This is a genomic window from Methylobacterium sp. D53M (genome assembly GCF_053345625.1).
Genome location: NZ_JBKFAL010000007.1, coordinates 62,345 through 78,167 on the forward strand (window position 1 = coordinate 62,345; position 15,823 = coordinate 78,167).

Sequence of the window (15,823 nt, forward strand, 5' to 3'; positions counted from 1 at the left end):
CCGGCTCAGCCGAGACCGCCGAGGGCGCAGACCCGCGCCCACTCGGCCTCGGTCACCGGCTGCACCGACAACCGGGAATTGTTGACCAGCACCATGTCGGCGAGCGCCGCGTCGGCCTTGATCGCCTCGAGCGTGACCGGGCTCGGCAGCGCCCGCACGGCCCTGACGTCGACCATGCCGAAGCGGCCGGTCTCGTCGGTGTGGTCGGGATAGTAGGCGCGGATCACCGCCACGATGCCCACCACCGCCTTGCCCTCGTTCGAGTGGTAGAAGAAGCCCTCCTCGCCGACCTGCATGGCCATCAGCTGCTTCTTGGCGAGGTGGTTGCGCACGCCGTTCCAGTGCGTGCCGGCCTCCCCGGCCGCGACCTGCTGATCCCACGACCAGGTCGCGGGCTCGGATTTGAACAGCCAGTACGCCATCGCTGAAGTCCCAGTAGACCGCCCGGCCGGGCGGCGCGCCCCGCCATAGCCCAGCTTCGCCTCCCGGGAACAGGCCGGTCCGGCCCCGGCCGCGCGCGGGACCGGCGGTCAAGCAGAACCCGCGTAGAACGCCGCAGCTCTTCTAGCGCAAGCCTTGGGCAAATATTAAATTCTGCATGCAAATAGCCGTATAGCGCGTCACGCACCAATCGCCGGTTGCATACATGATCTCAGTCATCGGTTGCTTTATCGGTGAACACAACCTGTGGCTGGTAGGCCTCGCGGCCCTGGTCTGCGCGCTGGCGAGCGGCACCGCGATCGAGCTCCTCACCCATGCCGGCCGGACCGGCGGCCGCGGCCGCTACGTCTGGGTCGCGGTGGCCGCCGCCGCCGGGGGATCGGGGATCTGGGCGACGCATTTCCTGGCGATGCTCGCCTTCGAGCCCGGGCTGCCGTCGGGCTACGGCGTCGGGCTGACGCTCCTCTCCTACGTGGACGCCGTCGCGATCACCGGGCTCGGCTTCGCCCTGGCCGTCTCCGGCCGGGCGGTCCAGGCAGGCCTCGGCGGCGCCGTGGTCGGCGGCGGCATCGCGACGATGCACTACACCGGCATGGCCGCCTATCAGGTGGCGGGGCACCTCGCCTGGACTCCCGCGCTGGTCGTGGTCTCGGTCGGCCTCGGGGCGGGGCTCGGCGCCGCCGCCCTGGTGGTCGGCCTGTCGGCCACCACGTTCCGGGGCCGGTACGGCGGCGCCGCGCTGCTGATCCTGGCGATCTGCGGCCACCACTTCGCCGGCATGGGCGCGGTGACCCTGCATCCCGACCCCACCGTGGCGATCCCCTCGGGCGCGATCCGGAGCGGGTGGCTCGCCGCGGCCGTGGCGGTGGCGAGCTGCCTGATCCTGCTGCTCGCCGGCGCCGCCCTCGTGGTCGACCTGCGCGAGCGCCGCCGCGCCGACCTCGAGCGCGAGCGCCTGCGCAGCCTCGCCAACGCGGCCGTGGAGGGCCTCGTCGTCTGCCGCGGCGGCGAGATCGTCAGCGCCAACGAGGCCTTCGCCCGGCTCGCGGGCCTGGAGGCGGCCCTCCTGACGGGCCGGAGCCTCAGCGCCTACCTGCCGGACCTCGTGCCCGGCTCAGGGACGGCCGACCAGCCCCTGGAGACCGAACTCGTCCCGGCGGCGGGCGCTCCCATTCCCGTCGAGGTGATCATGCGCCCGGTCGCCGAGTACGGGCGCCTGCCGCACCACGCCGTGGCGGTGCGCGACCTGCGCGCGCGGCGCCGGGCCGAGAGCGAGATCCACTACCTCGCCCACCACGACGCGCTCACCGGTCTCGCCAACCGCACGAGCTTCCACGCCCGACTCGAGCGCGCGATGCGCGCCGCGGACGCCCAGGGCGGCCGGCTCGCGGTGCTGTGCCTGGACCTCGACCGCTTCAAGGAGGTCAACGACCTGTTCGGGCACGCCGCCGGCGACGCGATGCTGCGCGACCTCGCGCTGCGGGTCGGCGGTCTCCTCGATGCCGAGCAGCTGATGGCGCGGCTCGGCGGCGACCAGTTCGCCATCCTGACGCCGCAGGGGGAGGGACAGGCGGAGGGACAGGGGGAGGGACGGGCCGAGCGGCTGGCCGAGCGGATCCTCGCCACCCTGGCGGCGGTGCCGGCCGCCTCCGGCCCGGTGATCGCCACCAGCATCGGCATCGCGGTCTATCCCGACGACGCCGCGGACCTGCGCGCGCTCCTGAGCCACGCCGACGCCGCCCTCTACCGGGCCAAGAGCGAGGGGCGCGGCACCTGCCGGCGCTACGACGCCAGCATGGGCGCCGAGATCCGCGACAGGCGCCAGCTCGAGCACGACCTCCGCCACGCGGTGGCGCGGGGCGAGCTGGAGCTCGTCTACCAGCCGCAGAGCCAGATCGAGTCCGGCACGGTCACGGGCTTCGAGGCGCTGCTGCGCTGGCACCATCCGGCGAGGGGCGGCATCTCACCGGCCGTGTTCGTCCCGATCGCCGAGGAGACCGGGGCGATCCTCGAGATCGGCGCCTGGGTGCTGCGAGAGGCCTGCCGGGCGGCGGCCGGCTGGCCGAACCCGCTGGCGATCGCCGTCAACGTCTCGGCGGTGCAGCTCCACAACCCGCACTTCGTCCCGTTCGTCCACGGGACCCTGTACGAATCCGGATTGCGGGCGGAGCGCCTGGAGATCGAGATCACCGAGACCGCGCTGATCCGGGATCCGGCCCGGGCGCTCCTCACCCTGCGCCAGCTCAAGGCCCTCGGCGTGCGGATCGCCATGGACGATTTCGGCACCGGCTACTCGTCGCTGTCGAACCTGCGCGCCTTCCCGTTCGACCGGATCAAGATCGACGGCTCGTTCATCAGGGCGGTCCACAGCAACCCGCAGGGGGCCGCGATCGTGCGCTCCGTCCTGGGGCTGGGGCGCGGCCTCGGGCTCGCCGTGGTGGCGGAGGGCGTGGAGACCGCCGAGGAGCTGTCCTTCCTGGCCGGCGAGCAGTGCCACCTCGCCCAGGGCTACCTGCTGGGTCGGCCGGCGCCGATCGCGCGCTTCGCGGCCCACACCCACGGCCAAGGACAAGGACAAGGCCACGCTGTGCCGGCGACCTCGGTGGCGTGACGCGGGTTGCGGGGCGGGGCCGGCGCTCAGTCGGTCTCCCCGCGCAGCGGACGGGCCAGCAGGCCGGCGATCACGTCGTCGACGCTGGCGGTGCCCGCCACGATGGCGGCGACGGCCGCCGCCACCGGCATCTCGATGCCCCTGGCGGCGGCCAGCCCGGCCAGCGCCGCGGCCGTGAACGCCCCCTCGGCGAGCTTGCCGCCCGCGGCCTCGGCCGGGCTCGCCCCGGCGCCGAGGCGCTGGCCGAAGGCGAAGTTGCGCGATTGCGGCGAGGAGGCGGTGAGCACGAGGTCGCCGAGGCCGGAGAGCCCCATCAGCGTCTCGGGCCGGCCCCCGAAGGTGCGGGCGAAGCGCATCAGTTCGGCGAAGGCCCGGGCGATCAGCGCCGCCCGGGCGCTCTCGCCGAGCCCGCGCCCGGCCACGATCCCGCAGGCGATGGCGAGCACGTTCTTGCCGGCGCCGCCGATCTCGACGCCGCGCACGTCGTCGGTGTGGTAGAGGCGGAAGCTCGGTCCCGACAGCAGCGCGCTCAGGGCGGCGGCGCGGCCGGCATCGGCCGCCGCCAGGGTCACGGCCGTGGGCAGGCCGCGGGCGACGTCGATCGCGAAGCTCGGGCCGGACAGGACCGCCACGGGCGTTCCCGGCGGCAGGACCTGCTCGGCCACCGCGCTGAGGAAGCTGTCGCTGCCGCGCTCGATCCCCTTGGCGCAGAGGATGACCGGCCCGGCCGTCGCCAGGGGTCCGCGCAGGGATTCCAGCACGCCGCGCACGGTCTGGGCGGGCACGACCAGGAGCGTCGCCCGGGCACGGGCGAGGTCGGCGGCCTCGCCCGTCGCCCGGATCGCCGGGTGGAGCGGCACGCCCGGCAGGTAGCGCGGGTTCTCCCGCTGGGCCTGCAGGGCGGCGGCGGCCCCCGCGTCGCGCAGCCAGAGGGTGACGGGATGGCCGGCCCCGGCGGCGGCGTTGGCCAGCGCCGTGCCCCAGGCCCCGCCGCCGACGACGTTGATCGGGGTCTCGGCGCTCATGCCGCTTCCTCCCTGTCGGCGCAGTCCAGCCGGTAGAGCACGTGGTCGCGCAGCGGCCCCTCCGGCACCGCCGGGTGCGGGAATGTCCCGGCCGCGCGCATGCCGAGGCGCTCCATCACGGCGCGGGAGCGGCCGTTGCCGGCCGCCGTGAAGGCCACGACGCTGCGGATCCCGCAGCGCTCCGCGAGGTCGGCGCGAGCGAGCCGCGCGGCGCGCGTGGCGAGGCCGCGGCCCCAGGAGTCGCGCGCGAGGCGCCAGGCCAGCTCGACCGTCGAACCGGGCCGGTCGCCGCCCGGGAAGGGCAGGGGCCGCAGGATCCGCATCGCGCCGGCGAAGCCGACGAACCGGCCCGCGTGTTCCAGGGCCCAGGGGCCGAACCCGTCCGCCACGAAGCGGCGGTCGAGGAGGCCGGCCTCGGCTTCGCTCTCCGTCGCGGTCCGGGTCCGGGGACAGTGGGCCATCACCGCCGGATCGGCGTTGAGCGCCGCGAACGGCGCCGCGTCCTCCGGGCGCCAGCGGCGCAGGGTCAGGTCGCCGTCGCGGAGAGCCGCGGGCACCGGCGCCAGGGCGATCTTGCCGCGCCACGCGAGCGAGCGGCGGTTGAGGAGGGCGAGATCCGCGCGCCCCGCGAGCACCGCCTCGCCGAGCGCGATCGCCAGCTCCAGCTGCGCGAGGGGCATGGTGGCGTGGGCGGGCGGGCGGACATGGTCGCGCCAGGCACCGCCGCAGGCGTGGTCCAGGAGGATTCGGGCGAAGCAATGGTCGAGCCGCACCGGCCAGCCCGGCCGGGCGGCCCCGGGCAGGCGGCGCTCCACCAGGTCCCGCCAGTGGGCGCGCCGGTCCGCCGCGCTCATCCGGCCGGGACCGCCGCGCGGGCCGGGGCGGCCGCCAGCGGCCAGCGGGGCCGCGCCGGGGCGGTGAGGTCGTCCACCAGCCCGAGGCGCAGGCGCTCCAGCCCGGCCCAAGCGATCATCGCGCCGTTGTCGCCGCAGAGGGGCAGGGGCGGGGCCACGAAGCTCAGGCCCGCCTCGCCCGCGAGGGACGCGAGCGCCCGCCGGACGGCGCCGTTGGCCGCCACGCCCCCCGCCGCCACCAGGGCGGTCGGGCGTCCGGCGACGTCCGAGAAGGCGCGCAGGGCGACCCGGGCGCGGTCCACCACCACGTCGACCACGGCGGCCTGGAAGCTCGCGCAGAGATCGGCGACGTCGCGCTCGGCGAGCGGGGCGATCCGCTCGGCCTCGATCCGCACGGCGGTCTTGAGGCCCGAGAGGGAGAAGTCGGCCTCGCGGCGGCCGAGCATCGGCCGGGGCAGGGCGAAGCGCTCGGGATCGCCGGCCTCGGCCACGCGCTCGACCTCGGGGCCGCCGGGATAGCCGAGGCCCAGGAGCTTGGCGACCTTGTCGAAGGCCTCGCCGATGGCGTCGTCGACGGTGGAGCCGAGGCGCACGTAGTCGCCGACGCCGCGCACGGCGACGAGCTGGGTGTGGCCCCCCGAGACCAGGAGCAGCAGGTAGGGGAAGGCGATGCCGTCGGTGAGCCGCGCCGTGAGGGCGTGGGCCTCCAGGTGGTTGACGGCGAGCAGGGGCTTGCGGGTCACGAGCGCCAGAGTCTTGGCGGTGACGAGGCCGACCAGCACGCCGCCGATCAGCCCGGGCCCGGCCGCCACCGCGATGCCGTCGAGGTCCCGGAAGCCGGTCCCGGCCCGGTCGAGGGCGCGGGCGATCAGCCGGTCGAGCACCTCGACATGGGCGCGGGCGGCGATCTCCGGCACGACGCCGCCGTAGGCCGCGTGCTCGGCGATCTGACTGAGCACCTCGTTGGCGCGGATCTGAGCGCCACCCTCCTCGTCGACCGACACCACCGCGGCGGCGGTCTCATCGCAGGTGGTCTCGATGCCGAGCACGGTCTTCTGCACGCGCGGAACTCCTTGGTCCGGGCTCATCCTATCCGGCGGCGGCGGCGGCGCGAAGGCGGCCGGTCCCCGCCCGGGCCCGGAGCGTGGTGAATGGGCGCCGCCCTCCGTCCAGGAGGGCGGCGCGCGAGCCGTCGTCAGTCGACGGCGACCATGACGTCGGAGGCCTTGATCACCGCGTAGGCGGGACCGCCGGCGACGAGCTTGAGGGCCTCGACGGCCTCGTTGGTGATCGAGGCGGTGACCACCTGGCCGGGGCTGATCTCGATCCTCACGTGGGAGGTGGTCGCCCCCTTCTCCACCGAGACGACCGTACCCTTGAGAACGTTGCGCGCGCTGATCTTCATGGTCTTCTGCCAATCTCCACGAGCGGCACCGGAACGGGCCGCGGGGCGGCCCCGGGCCGGTCTCCTACAGCATGGCGGAGCCTGGCGCGACCGCCTCAGCGCGGATCGGCCCCGGGCGCGCCGGGCTCGTCCTCGGGGACCGGCGCGGCGCCCCAGGCGGCGAGCGCGGCGTTGAGGTCTTCGAGGACGAAGTGCCGGGCGCTGTCCCGGTCGTAGCCTTCCGCGAGGAGTTCGTCGTAATCCGTGAAGACGTGGCGCGCGTAGGCCACGAGGGCGAGGCGGGCCGCCGTCTCGGGGGCGGCCCGGCGGAGGCCGGGGCTCGCGAGCGCCCGGTCGAGGGCGGCCTCCGCCTCGAAATCCGGCAGGCGCGGGGCGAGGCGGGCCAGGGCCGCGGCGACGGCCTCCCGGCGGTTCAGGGGCGGACCGGCGCTCACCGGGGATCTGCCGTCGGCATGATTTTAAAGGTGTGATCGGGTAGGATCGCCGCCAGATGAGGCGGGGCCGGCACAGGATCCTCCGCCGGGGAGATCACGTCCATGGCAATTCTTCGTCCCGCGCTGCTTCTCGGCCTCCTGCTCGGGGCGACGCCGGCGCTGGCCCAGAGCCCGGCTCCAGGCGCAGGCCCCGCCGCCCCGGCCGGCCCCATCGTGGGCGGCCGCCGGGTCACCCCCATGAGCCAGACCAAGCCGACGGGCAACGCCGCGGCCACCGGGTTGCCGCAGCCCGTGAGCCAGGCCGAGATGATCAAGGCTCAGAAGGCCGCCGAGGCCCGCTCGAAGGCCTGGGACAGCAAGATGCGGCACACGATGGGCTCGATCTGCCACGGCTGCTGAGGCCCGCGCCCCGTCCCGGGTGCCGGAGGCCGGCCTTCGGGACGAGGGTATCGAAACGCGAAGGGGCCGCCCGAACGGGCAGCCCCTCCATCGGTCGCCGGGGCGACAGGATCAGCGGGAGTAGAACTCGATGACGAGGTTCGGCTCCATCTGCACCGGGTAGGGCACCTCGGACAGGCTGGGGATGCGGGTGACGCGGGCGGTCATCTTGGCGTGGTCGGCCTCGATGTAGTCCGGCACGTCGCGCTCGGAGAGCTGCGTCGCCACGATGACGATCTCGAGCTGGCGGGACGACTCCTTGACCTCGATGAGGTCGCCGGCCTTCACCTGGTAGCTCGGGATGTTGACGCGGACGCCGTTCACCTTGACGTGGCCGTGGTTGACGAACTGGCGCGCGGCGAACGGGGTCGCGACGAACTTCGCCCGGTAGACCACGGCGTCGAGGCGGCGCTCGAGCAGGCCGACGAGGTTCTCGCCGGAATCGCCGCGCAGGCGGATCGCCTCGGCGTAGTAGCGGCGGAACTGCTTCTCGGTGATGTTGCCGTAGTAGCCCTTGAGCTTCTGCTTGGCGCGCAGCTGCGTGCCGAAGTCGCTCATCTTGCCCTTGCGGCGCTGGCCGTGCTGGCCGGGGCCGTACTCGCGGCGGTTGACGGGGCTCTTCGGGCGGCCCCAGATGTTCTGGCCCATGCGGCGGTCGAGCTTGTGCTTCGCCTGAATCCGCTTCGACATATCTTCCGCGTCCTCTCGTGACGAGAATGAGGAACGCGCCCTCCTTTTCCCGGCCCTTCGCGGTTCGGGACGACAGGGCGGGAGGATCCCGCCCACGGGTGCGCGTGAAAACGCGACGGGGCCCCGTGCGGAGCCCCATCGACGGGCGGGTCTTTAGGGGACGGACGCGCCGCGGTCAACCGTGAGAGGTCAGATGAACGAGTCAGTCGCGCTCCGGCGCGGTGCGCCCGCGGACGCGGACGCGATCCGGGCGCTGGTGGAGGCGGCCTACACGAAGTGGATTCCGGTGATCGGCCGCCTGCCGATCCCCATGCGGGCGGACTACGCGCAGGCTCTGCGGGACCACCGCTTCGACCTGCTGGTGGCCGGCCCGGATCTCGCCGGCCTGATCGAGACGCGGACCGAGGCCGATCACCTTCTGGTCGTCAACGTCGCGGTGCATCCGGCCTTCCAAGGCCGGGGCTTCGGCAGCCGGCTGATGGGACGCGCCGACGCGGTCGCGGGCGAGGCCGGGCTGACGCGACTGCGCCTCTACACCAACAAGAAGTACACGGCGAACCTGCGCCTCTACGGGGCACTCGGCTACCGGGTGGAGCGGGAGGAGCTCTATGACGGACCGGGCCGGACCCGCGACGACGACGTCACCGTGCACATGGTGAAGGACTTGGTTTAAGGAATCGGCGCCGGCCCTGCCGCCATCGCGCGCGCAGCGAAGCGACCCGGAGTCGCGCCGCCGTCGAGCGTGGCGCCTCTGGGTCGCTTCGCTCCCCGCGCAGAGGCGGGACGTCTTCCGGCTCCCCTCAGGTCACCACGCTCGGCTCAGGCCTTCCGGTGCGCGGCGCGATCTCGGCGATCGCGCGGGCTGCGGCGGCCACCGGGGCCAGCACCTCGGCCACGGCCAAGTCGAGCCGGTCCGGCGCGTTCTCGTAGCGCTCCAGGTAGACCCGCAGCGTCGCCCCGGCGGTGCCGGTGCCCGAGAGCCGGAACACCGCCCGCGCGTCCTCGGCGAAGCCGATCCGGACGCCCTGGCGCTCGGTGAGCGAGCCGTCGACCGGGTCGCGGTAGGCGAACTCGTCGGCCGTCGACACCGTGAGGTCGCCGATCCGCGTGCCCGGCAGCCCGGCGAGTTTCTCGCGGAGCGCCTCCATCAGGCCGTTGGCGGCGTCGGAATCGACCTCCTCGTAATCGTGGCGGGCGTAGTAGTCGCGCCCGTAGGCGCGCCAATGCGCCCGCACCAGCGCGTCGGCGCGCTCGCCGGTGGCGGCCAGGATGTTGAGCCAGAGCAGCACCGCCCAGAGCCCGTCCTTCTCGCGCACGTGGTTCGAGCCGGTGCCGGCGCTCTCCTCGCCGCACAGGGTGATGAGGCCCGCATCCAGCAGGTTTCCGAAGAACTTCCAGCCGGTGGGTGTCTCGTAGGCCTCGATGCCGAGGGCGGCGGCGACCCGGTCGGCGGCGCGGCTCGTGGGCATGGACCGCGCGACACCGGCGAGCCCGCCGGCGTAGCCCGGCGCCCGGTGGGCGTGGGCGGCGAGCAGCGCGAGGCTGTCGCTCGGCGTCACGAACAGGCCCGGCGCCACGATCATGTTGCGGTCGCCGTCGCCGTCCGAGGCCGCGCCGAAATCCGGCGCGTCCGGGCCCTGCATCAGGTCGAACAGGTCGTGGCAGTGGACCGGGTTCGGGTCCGGGTGGTGGCCGCCGAAATCCTCCTTCGGCACTGCGTTGACCACCGTGCCGGCGGGGGCGCCGAGCATCCCTTCGAGGATCGCCGTCGCGTACGGCCCCGTCACCGCGCTCATGGCGTCGAAGCGCATGCGGAAGCCAGAGGCGAACAGCCGCGACACCGCGTCGAAGTCGATGAGCGTGCGCATCAGCTCGGCGTAGTCGGCCACCGGGTCGATCACCGTGACCGTCATGGCACCGAGGCGGGTGTCGCCGAGCGTGTCGAGGTCGAGGTCCGGGGCCTCGACGACGCGGTACTCGGTCAGCGCCTTGGCCCGCGCGAAGATCGCGTCGGTGACGGATTCCGGCGCCGGGCCGCCGTTGGCGGCGTTGAACTTGATGCCGAAATCCCCCTCCGGGCCGCCCGGGTTGTGACTCGCCGAGAGGACGATGCCGCCGAGCGCCTTGGCCTTCCGGATCACGCAGGAGGCGGCCGGCGTCGAGAGCAGGCCGCCCTGCCCGACCAGAACCCGGCCGAAGCCGTTTCCGGCGGCCAGCCGCAGCGTCTTCTGCACCACCTCGCGGTTGAGGAACCGGCCGTCGCCGCCCAGCACCAGGGTGGCGCCCGCCCTGTCGGGCAGGGTGTCGAAGATCGCCTGGACGAAGTTCTCGACGTAGTTCGGCTGCCGGAACACCGGCACCTTCTTGCGCAGGCCGGAGGTGCCCGGCTTCTGGTCGGGGAAGGGCTTGGTCGCGACGGTCGTCGGGGTCGTCATAAGCGGGCGTCTCCCGGGCTCTCCCGCCTCAATGCCCGCGCGGAGGCGCGGCGTCACCAGCCCCGGCGACAGGGGCGGGCTTTTATCACGCGGTTTCGCCGGATCGGGCGACGGAACCCGCCGCCTGTCCGCCGCCGGCCGCCCCGGAGCGTTGCGCCCGCCGGCACCCGCCGGTTCAATCGCCCGAGCCGCCAGACAAGGCGGACCGGAGGAAACCATGGCGGACAGACCGATGCGGACAGATCCGAACGGGGCACGACCGGGCCGGGGTCTGGCCCGGCGCGAGCTGGTCGGGGCGCTCGCCGCCGGGGCGGCGGTCGCGGCCGCGGCGGCCCCTGCCGTCGCGGCTCCCGCGGCCCGGCTGGCCACGGAAGAGTTCCGCCTGCCCTGGAGCGAGCCGGGCGTCGACATCTACGTGCGCAACAAGCGCCCGGCCGGCACCGACACGTTCCCGGGCGACCGGATCCTGCTCTACGTGCACGGCTCGACCTACCCGTCCTCCACGGCCTTCGACCTGCCGCTCGGCGGGATGTCGGCCATGGACTACCTCGCGGGCCTCGGCTTCGACGTCTACTGCGTGGACCTGCCGGGCTACGGCCTGTCGGGGCGCCCGGCCGCCATGGACGCGCCGCCGGACGACAACCCGCCGCTGATGCGCACGCCCGACGCCGCCAAGGTGGTGGAGCAGGTCGTCGACTTCATCAAGAAGCGGCGCGGCGTCGAGAAGATCGACCTGATGGGCTGGTCCTGGGGGACCTCCACCATGGGGCTCTACACCAGCACCCACAACGACAGCGTCAACCGCCTCGTCCTCTACGCGCCGCAATGGCTCGCGCGCACGCCGGGCCTGATCGGCGGCGGTGGCAAGGTCGGGGCCTACCGCACCGTCAGCCGGGACAGCGCCCGGGCCCGCTGGCTGACCGGGGTGCCCGAGGACAAGAAGGCCGACCTGATCCCGGCGGGCTGGTTCGACCAGTGGGCCGACGCGACCTTCGCGACCGACGCGGCCGGCGCGAAGCGGTCGCCGCCGGTCCTGCGCGCGCCGAACGGCACGGTCGCCGACAAGGACGCCTACTGGGCGGCCGGCAAGCCGCTCTACGACCCGGGCGAGATCCGCGTGCCGGTGCTGATCATCCACGCCGAGTGGGACGCGGACCTGCCGAGCTACCAGGCGCAGGAATACTTCACCAAGCTCACCCACGCCCCGTACAAGCGCTTCGTCGAGCTGGGGGAGGGCACCCACACGGTGATGATGGAGAAGAACCGCATGCAGTTCCTCCACGCCGTCGGGGCGTTCCTCACGGAGGCGGACCCGCAGGCGCTGAACTGAGGCGCCTCGGCAATGAGGTCCGCGGCGGCCAGCTTGGCCGCCGCGGGAGGCGCGTCCTACTCCGCCGCCTGCCGGGCCGCGTAGCCCAGCCGCTCGTTCAGCGCGCGGATCAGCTTGGCTGCCGCCTCGGCGATCACCGTGCCGGGCGGGAAGATCGCCGCCGCGCCGGCCGCCGTCAGCGCCTCGTAGTCGCCCGGCGGGATGACGCCGCCGATCGCGATCATCACGTCGTCGCGGCCCTGCTCGGTGAGCGCCGCCTTCAGCTCCGGCACCAGCGTCAGGTGGCCGGCCGCCAGCGACGAGACGCCGACGATGTGGACGTCGTTCTCCACCGCCTGCCGGGCGGCCTCCGCCGGCGTGGCGAAGAGCGGCCCGATATCCACGTCGAAGCCGAGATCCGCGAAGGCCGAGGCGATCACCTTCTGGCCGCGGTCGTGACCGTCCTGGCCCATCTTGGCGACCAGGATGCGCGGCCGGCGGCCGTCGTTCTCCTCGAACGCCTCGACCAGCGCCCGGACTTCCTCGACCACTGGCGACATGCCCCCCACCTCGCGCTTGTAGACGCCGGAGATCGAGCGGATCTCGGCGCGGTGCCGGCCCCAGGCCTTCTCCAGGGCCTCGGAAATCTCGCCCACCGTCGCCTTGGCGCGGGCCGCGTCGACGGCGAGTTCGAGCAGGTTGCCGGTGCCGTCGGCGGCCTTCGTGAGCGCGTCGAGCCGGTCCGCGACCGCCGCCTCGTCGCGCTCGGCGCGCAGGCGCTTGAGCTTGTCGATCTGGAGCCGGCGGACGTTGCCGTTGTCCACCCGCAGCAGCTCGATCGCCATCTCGTCGTCGGCCCGGAACTTGTTCACGCCCACGATGGTCTGGCGGCCGGAATCGATCCGCGCCTGCGCCCGCGCGGCGGCCTCCTCGATGCGCAACTTCGGGATGCCGGCCTCGATCGCCTTGGCCATGCCACCGAGCCCGTCGACCTCGCGGATGTGCTCCCAGGCCCGGGCGACCATGTCGGCAGTGAGCTTCTCCACGTAGTAGGAGCCGCCCCAGGGATCGACGATCCGGGTGGTGCCGCTCTCCTGCTGGAGGAACAGCTGGGTGTTGCGGGCGATCCGGGCCGAGAAATCGGTCGGCAGCGCCAGCGCCTCGTCCAGCGCGTTGGTGTGGAGCGACTGCGTGCCGCCCTGCGTCGCCGCCATCGCCTCGATGTTGGTGCGGGTGACGTTGTTGAACACGTCCTGGGCGGTGAGCGACCAGCCCGACGTCTGCGAGTGGGTGCGCAGGGCGAGCGACTTCTCCGACTTCGGATCGAATCCCTTCACGAGCTTCGCCCAGATCAGGCGCGCGGCCCGCATCTTGGCGACCTCCATGAAGAAGTTGGTCGAGATCGCCCAGAAGAACGACAGGCGCGGGGCGAACTGGTCGATGGTCAGCCCGGCCGCCAGCCCGGCCTTGATGTACTCGACGCCGTCGGCGAGCGTGTAGGCGAGCTCCAGGTCGTTCGTCGCCCCGGCCTCCTGCATGTGGTAGCCGGAGATCGAGATCGAGTTGAACTTTGGCATGTTCTTCGACGTGTAGGCGAAGATATCGGAGATGATCCGCATCGATCCCTTCGGGGGATAGATGTAGGTGTTGCGGACCATGAACTCCTTGAGGATGTCGTTCTGGATCGTGCCCGCGAGCTTCTGCGGCGGCACGCCCTGCTCCTCGGCGGCGACGATGTAGAGGGCGAGGATCGGCAGCACGGCGCCGTTCATCGTCATCGACACGGTCATCTCGTCCAGCGGGATGCCGGAGAACAGCGTGCGCATGTCGTAGATCGAGTCGATCGCCACGCCCGCCATGCCGACATCGCCCGAGACGCGGGGATGGTCGGAATCGTAGCCGCGGTGGGTGGCGAGATCGAAGGCGACCGACAGGCCCTTCTGCCCGGCCGCGAGGTTGCGGCGGTAGAAGGCGTTCGAATCCTCGGCCGTGGAGAAGCCGGCATATTGCCGGATCGTCCAGGGCTGGGTGACGTACATGGTCGGGTAGGGGCCGCGCAGGAACGGCGCGATCCCCGGATAGGTGTCGAGGAACTCGATGCCCTCCCGGTCCTCCGGCCCGTAGCGTCCCTTCACCGGGATGCCCTCCGGCGTCAACCAGGGCTCGCCGAGCGCCGGGGCCGCCACCGCGAGCGATTCGCCTGAGAACGGGACTTCGGCGAAGTTCGGGATGCGGGAGGTCATGGCGTTGACTCGTTGTGGCGTTTGTCACGCCATTATAGGGACCCGCTCGGAGCGGGCTACTCCCCTATCGGTCAAGCCTCGCGCGGAGGCCGCGCGGCGCCGGCGCCCCAGCAGGCTTCAGCGGGCCTCGGCGTCCCGGTCCCCCGGGCCGCGCCGCAGCAGGTAGATCACGGCGCCGGCGAGCATCAGCGCCATCCCGTACCACGTGATCGCGTAGACGAGGTGGTTGTTGGGGAAGGCGATCACCGTCAGGCCGCCCACCGGCAGGCCGCCCGGATTGGGTGTCGCGTCCGCGTCCACGAAGTAGGGGGCGACGTCGGTCAGGTCCCGGGCGGCGGCGATCGCCGCCACGTCGCGGGAATACCAGCGGCCGTCCTTCGGATCGTTGGCGCGCAGGAACGCCCCTCCGGGCTCGGTCAGCCGCAGGAGGCCGGTCACCGCGGTCTCGCCCGCGACCTGCCCGGCCGCCCGGGTCGCCGGGTCCCGACGGTCGCCGGGCACGAAGCCGCGATTGACCAGCACGACGGTCCCGTCCGGCCGCCGCAGGGGCGTCAGCACCCAGAAGCCGCCGCCCAGCTCGGTGACGGCCTGAACCAGGGTCTCGCGATCGTGCAGGAAAGTGCCGGAGAGCCGGACGTGCCGGTAGGCGTCGTCGGGGCCGACGCGCGGCCACGCGGCGGCGCCGGGTGCCGGCACGGGCGGCGCGTGGACCCGGGCATCGACCCGGGCGATCAGGTCGAGCTTCCAGGCCCGCCGCTCCACCTGCCAGGTCCCGAGCCCCAGCAGCACCAGGAAGACGAGGCCCGCGCCGGCGCCGAACACGGCGCGCCGCAGCAACGAGAGCGGGGCCGGGGAGGGGCCCGGATCGGACCCCCCTCCCGACCCCGCGGGTCTCGAAACCGAACGCGCGCTCAGCGGGCGTTCTTCATGACGTCGTGGGCATCCATCGGCATCATGTTGTGGTTGAGGTGGTACATGACCCACACCGAGCCGGCGAGCATGATCACCACCAGCGTGATGGTGAAGATCAGTGCCATGAAGGTCCAGCCGCCCTCCGACTTCGTGCTCATGTGCAGGAAGTAGATGACGTGCACGACCATCTGGACGCCGCCGAGCGCCAGGATCACCAGGGTGGTGACGAGGCTGTTGTCGAGCACGTTGCCCATCACCAGCCAGAACGGGATCACCGTCAGGATCACCGACAGGACGAAGCCCGTCATGTAGCTCTGGAAGGTGCCGTGCCCGCCCTCGCTGTGGGCGTCGTGGTGGCCGTGCCCGGCGGCGGCGTTGTGAACGTCGGCGCTCATTCGAGCACTCCCATCAGGTAGACGACGGTGAAGACGCCGATCCAGATCAGGTCGAGGAAGTGCCAGAACATCGACAGGCACATCAGCCGGCGCTTGTTCTCGACGATCAGGCCGCGCTTGCTGACCTGCACCATCAGCACGACGAGCCACAGGATGCCCATCGAGACGTGCAGGCCGTGCGTCCCGACCAGGGTGTAGAACGAGGACAGGAACGCGCTGCGCCAGGGCGGCGCGCCCTCGTGGAACAGGTGGACGAACTCGCGGATCTCCAGGGCCACGAAGGCGACGCCGAACAGGCCGGTGATGGCGAGCCAGATCTGGGTCTGCTTCACCCGGTCCCGGTCCATCTCCAGCATGGCGAAGCCGTAGGTGATGGACGAGAACAGCAGCATGGCGGTGTTCACCGCGATGCCCGGCAGGTCGAACAGCTCCTTCGGGGTGGGGCCGGCCGCGTAGCTGCGCCCGAGCACCCCGTAGGTCGCGAACAGGGTCGCGAAGATGAGGCAGTCGCTCATCAGGTAGAGCCAGAACCCGAGCATGGTCGAGCCCTCGGAATGATGGCCCTCCTCGTCGGTCTGGTAGAAGACCGGCGCCGCGGCGCCGGGGGGTGCAGTCTCCGCGTGCATCATCG

At 72.8% G+C, this 15,823-nt stretch carries 16 protein-coding genes; 4 read left to right on the top strand and 12 right to left on the bottom strand.

The window, feature by feature from the left end:
- Positions 1 to 5 precede the first annotated feature (5 nt).
- Positions 6 to 422: an EVE domain-containing protein gene (locus ACLBYG_RS13065; RefSeq protein ID WP_020093220.1), complete on the bottom strand. Its 417-nt coding sequence runs from the start codon at positions 420 to 422 to the stop codon at positions 6 to 8.
- 224 nt (positions 423 to 646) lie between these two features.
- Here ACLBYG_RS13065 and ACLBYG_RS13070 point away from each other — a divergent pair, with 224 nt between their 5' ends.
- A complete protein-coding gene (locus ACLBYG_RS13070; RefSeq protein WP_447681735.1) occupies positions 647 to 3,052 on the top strand; it encodes a bifunctional diguanylate cyclase/phosphodiesterase in 2,406 nt (801 codons plus the stop codon).
- 26 nt (positions 3,053 to 3,078) lie between these two features.
- Here the strand turns inward: ACLBYG_RS13070 and ACLBYG_RS13075 are convergent, their stop codons facing one another.
- From ACLBYG_RS13075 to ACLBYG_RS13095, 5 genes are all read right to left on the bottom strand, one after another.
- Complete coding sequence (locus tag ACLBYG_RS13075; protein ID WP_042670844.1) at positions 3,079 to 4,077, bottom strand: NAD(P)H-dependent glycerol-3-phosphate dehydrogenase; 999 nt, start codon at positions 4,075 to 4,077, stop codon at positions 3,079 to 3,081.
- Positions 4,074 to 4,931 carry a GNAT family N-acetyltransferase gene (locus tag ACLBYG_RS13080; protein WP_020093223.1) on the bottom strand — a complete coding sequence of 286 codons (858 nt, stop codon included), beginning with the start codon at positions 4,929 to 4,931 and terminating at the stop codon, positions 4,074 to 4,076. Before ACLBYG_RS13080 ends, ACLBYG_RS13075 begins: the two co-directional genes overlap by 4 nt.
- Complete coding sequence (gene tsaD / locus ACLBYG_RS13085) at positions 4,928 to 5,992, bottom strand: tRNA (adenosine(37)-N6)-threonylcarbamoyltransferase complex transferase subunit TsaD (RefSeq protein ID WP_091978264.1); 1,065 nt, start codon at positions 5,990 to 5,992, stop codon at positions 4,928 to 4,930. The genes ACLBYG_RS13080 and tsaD overlap by 4 nt, the downstream gene beginning before the upstream one ends.
- Before the next feature lie 134 nt (positions 5,993 to 6,126).
- A complete protein-coding gene (locus ACLBYG_RS13090) occupies positions 6,127 to 6,336 on the bottom strand; it encodes a TOBE domain-containing protein (protein WP_020093225.1) in 210 nt (69 codons plus the stop codon).
- Between the two features lie 95 nt (positions 6,337 to 6,431).
- Positions 6,432 to 6,770 (bottom strand): DUF2293 domain-containing protein, encoded by a 339-nt coding sequence (locus ACLBYG_RS13095; RefSeq protein ID WP_042670839.1) that lies wholly within the window; start codon positions 6,768 to 6,770, stop codon positions 6,432 to 6,434.
- Positions 6,771 to 6,872: 102 nt separating this feature from the next.
- Here ACLBYG_RS13095 and ACLBYG_RS13100 point away from each other — a divergent pair, with 102 nt between their 5' ends.
- Positions 6,873 to 7,169 (top strand): hypothetical protein, encoded by a 297-nt coding sequence (locus ACLBYG_RS13100; protein WP_447681736.1) that lies wholly within the window; start codon positions 6,873 to 6,875, stop codon positions 7,167 to 7,169.
- 111 nt (positions 7,170 to 7,280) lie between these two features.
- Here the strand turns inward: ACLBYG_RS13100 and rpsD are convergent, their stop codons facing one another.
- Complete coding sequence (gene rpsD, locus ACLBYG_RS13105; RefSeq protein WP_010686187.1) at positions 7,281 to 7,898, bottom strand: 30S ribosomal protein S4; 618 nt, start codon at positions 7,896 to 7,898, stop codon at positions 7,281 to 7,283.
- A gap of 193 nt (positions 7,899 to 8,091) precedes the next feature.
- Here rpsD and ACLBYG_RS13110 point away from each other — a divergent pair, with 193 nt between their 5' ends.
- Positions 8,092 to 8,571, top strand: coding sequence for a GNAT family N-acetyltransferase (locus ACLBYG_RS13110; RefSeq protein ID WP_020093228.1), 480 nt, complete (start codon positions 8,092 to 8,094; stop codon positions 8,569 to 8,571).
- Between the two features lie 127 nt (positions 8,572 to 8,698).
- On the opposite strand, the gene ACLBYG_RS13115 is transcribed toward ACLBYG_RS13110, so the two are convergent.
- Complete coding sequence (locus ACLBYG_RS13115; RefSeq protein WP_447681737.1) at positions 8,699 to 10,333, bottom strand: alpha-D-glucose phosphate-specific phosphoglucomutase; 1,635 nt, start codon at positions 10,331 to 10,333, stop codon at positions 8,699 to 8,701.
- Positions 10,334 to 10,550: 217 nt separating this feature from the next.
- Here ACLBYG_RS13115 and ACLBYG_RS13120 point away from each other — a divergent pair, with 217 nt between their 5' ends.
- On the top strand, positions 10,551 to 11,663 hold the full coding sequence (locus ACLBYG_RS13120) for an alpha/beta hydrolase (RefSeq protein WP_447681738.1): 1,113 nt from the start codon (positions 10,551 to 10,553) through the stop codon (positions 11,661 to 11,663).
- 56 nt (positions 11,664 to 11,719) lie between these two features.
- Here the strand turns inward: ACLBYG_RS13120 and scpA are convergent, their stop codons facing one another.
- From scpA to cyoC, 4 genes are all read right to left on the bottom strand, one after another.
- Positions 11,720 to 13,885 carry a methylmalonyl-CoA mutase gene (gene scpA / locus ACLBYG_RS13125; RefSeq protein ID WP_447681739.1) on the bottom strand — a complete coding sequence of 722 codons (2,166 nt, stop codon included), beginning with the start codon at positions 13,883 to 13,885 and terminating at the stop codon, positions 11,720 to 11,722.
- A gap of 117 nt (positions 13,886 to 14,002) precedes the next feature.
- Positions 14,003 to 14,722, bottom strand: a complete 720-nt coding sequence (locus ACLBYG_RS13130) for an SURF1 family protein (RefSeq protein WP_091978267.1) — start codon at positions 14,720 to 14,722, stop codon at positions 14,003 to 14,005.
- 74 nt (positions 14,723 to 14,796) lie between these two features.
- Complete coding sequence (gene cyoD / locus ACLBYG_RS13135) at positions 14,797 to 15,192, bottom strand: cytochrome o ubiquinol oxidase subunit IV (RefSeq protein ID WP_020093233.1); 396 nt, start codon at positions 15,190 to 15,192, stop codon at positions 14,797 to 14,799.
- Positions 15,189 to 15,821 (bottom strand): cytochrome o ubiquinol oxidase subunit III, encoded by a 633-nt coding sequence (gene cyoC / locus ACLBYG_RS13140; protein ID WP_020093234.1) that lies wholly within the window; start codon positions 15,819 to 15,821, stop codon positions 15,189 to 15,191. Before cyoC ends, cyoD begins: the two co-directional genes overlap by 4 nt.
- Positions 15,822 to 15,823: the final 2 nt, after the last annotated feature.

Coding starts and splice junctions, on each gene's coding strand:
- ACLBYG_RS13065 (WP_020093220.1), bottom strand. CDS start 422: ATGGCGTACTGGCTGTTCAAATCCGAGCCCGCGACCTGGTCGTGGGAT.
- ACLBYG_RS13070 (WP_447681735.1), top strand. CDS start 647: ATGATCTCAGTCATCGGTTGCTTTATCGGTGAACACAACCTGTGGCTG.
- ACLBYG_RS13075 (WP_042670844.1), bottom strand. CDS start 4,077: ATGAGCGCCGAGACCCCGATCAACGTCGTCGGCGGCGGGGCCTGGGGC.
- ACLBYG_RS13080 (WP_020093223.1), bottom strand. CDS start 4,931: ATGAGCGCGGCGGACCGGCGCGCCCACTGGCGGGACCTGGTGGAGCGC.
- ACLBYG_RS13090 (WP_020093225.1), bottom strand. CDS start 6,336: ATGAAGATCAGCGCGCGCAACGTTCTCAAGGGTACGGTCGTCTCGGTG.
- ACLBYG_RS13100 (WP_447681736.1), top strand. CDS start 6,873: ATGGCAATTCTTCGTCCCGCGCTGCTTCTCGGCCTCCTGCTCGGGGCG.
- rpsD (WP_010686187.1), bottom strand. CDS start 7,898: ATGTCGAAGCGGATTCAGGCGAAGCACAAGCTCGACCGCCGCATGGGC.
- ACLBYG_RS13110 (WP_020093228.1), top strand. CDS start 8,092: ATGAACGAGTCAGTCGCGCTCCGGCGCGGTGCGCCCGCGGACGCGGAC.
- ACLBYG_RS13115 (WP_447681737.1), bottom strand. CDS start 10,333: ATGACGACCCCGACGACCGTCGCGACCAAGCCCTTCCCCGACCAGAAG.
- ACLBYG_RS13120 (WP_447681738.1), top strand. CDS start 10,551: ATGGCGGACAGACCGATGCGGACAGATCCGAACGGGGCACGACCGGGC.
- scpA (WP_447681739.1), bottom strand. CDS start 13,885: ATGACCTCCCGCATCCCGAACTTCGCCGAAGTCCCGTTCTCAGGCGAA.
- cyoD (WP_020093233.1), bottom strand. CDS start 15,192: ATGAGCGCCGACGTTCACAACGCCGCCGCCGGGCACGGCCACCACGAC.
- cyoC (WP_020093234.1), bottom strand. CDS start 15,821: ATGATGCACGCGGAGACTGCACCCCCCGGCGCCGCGGCGCCGGTCTTC.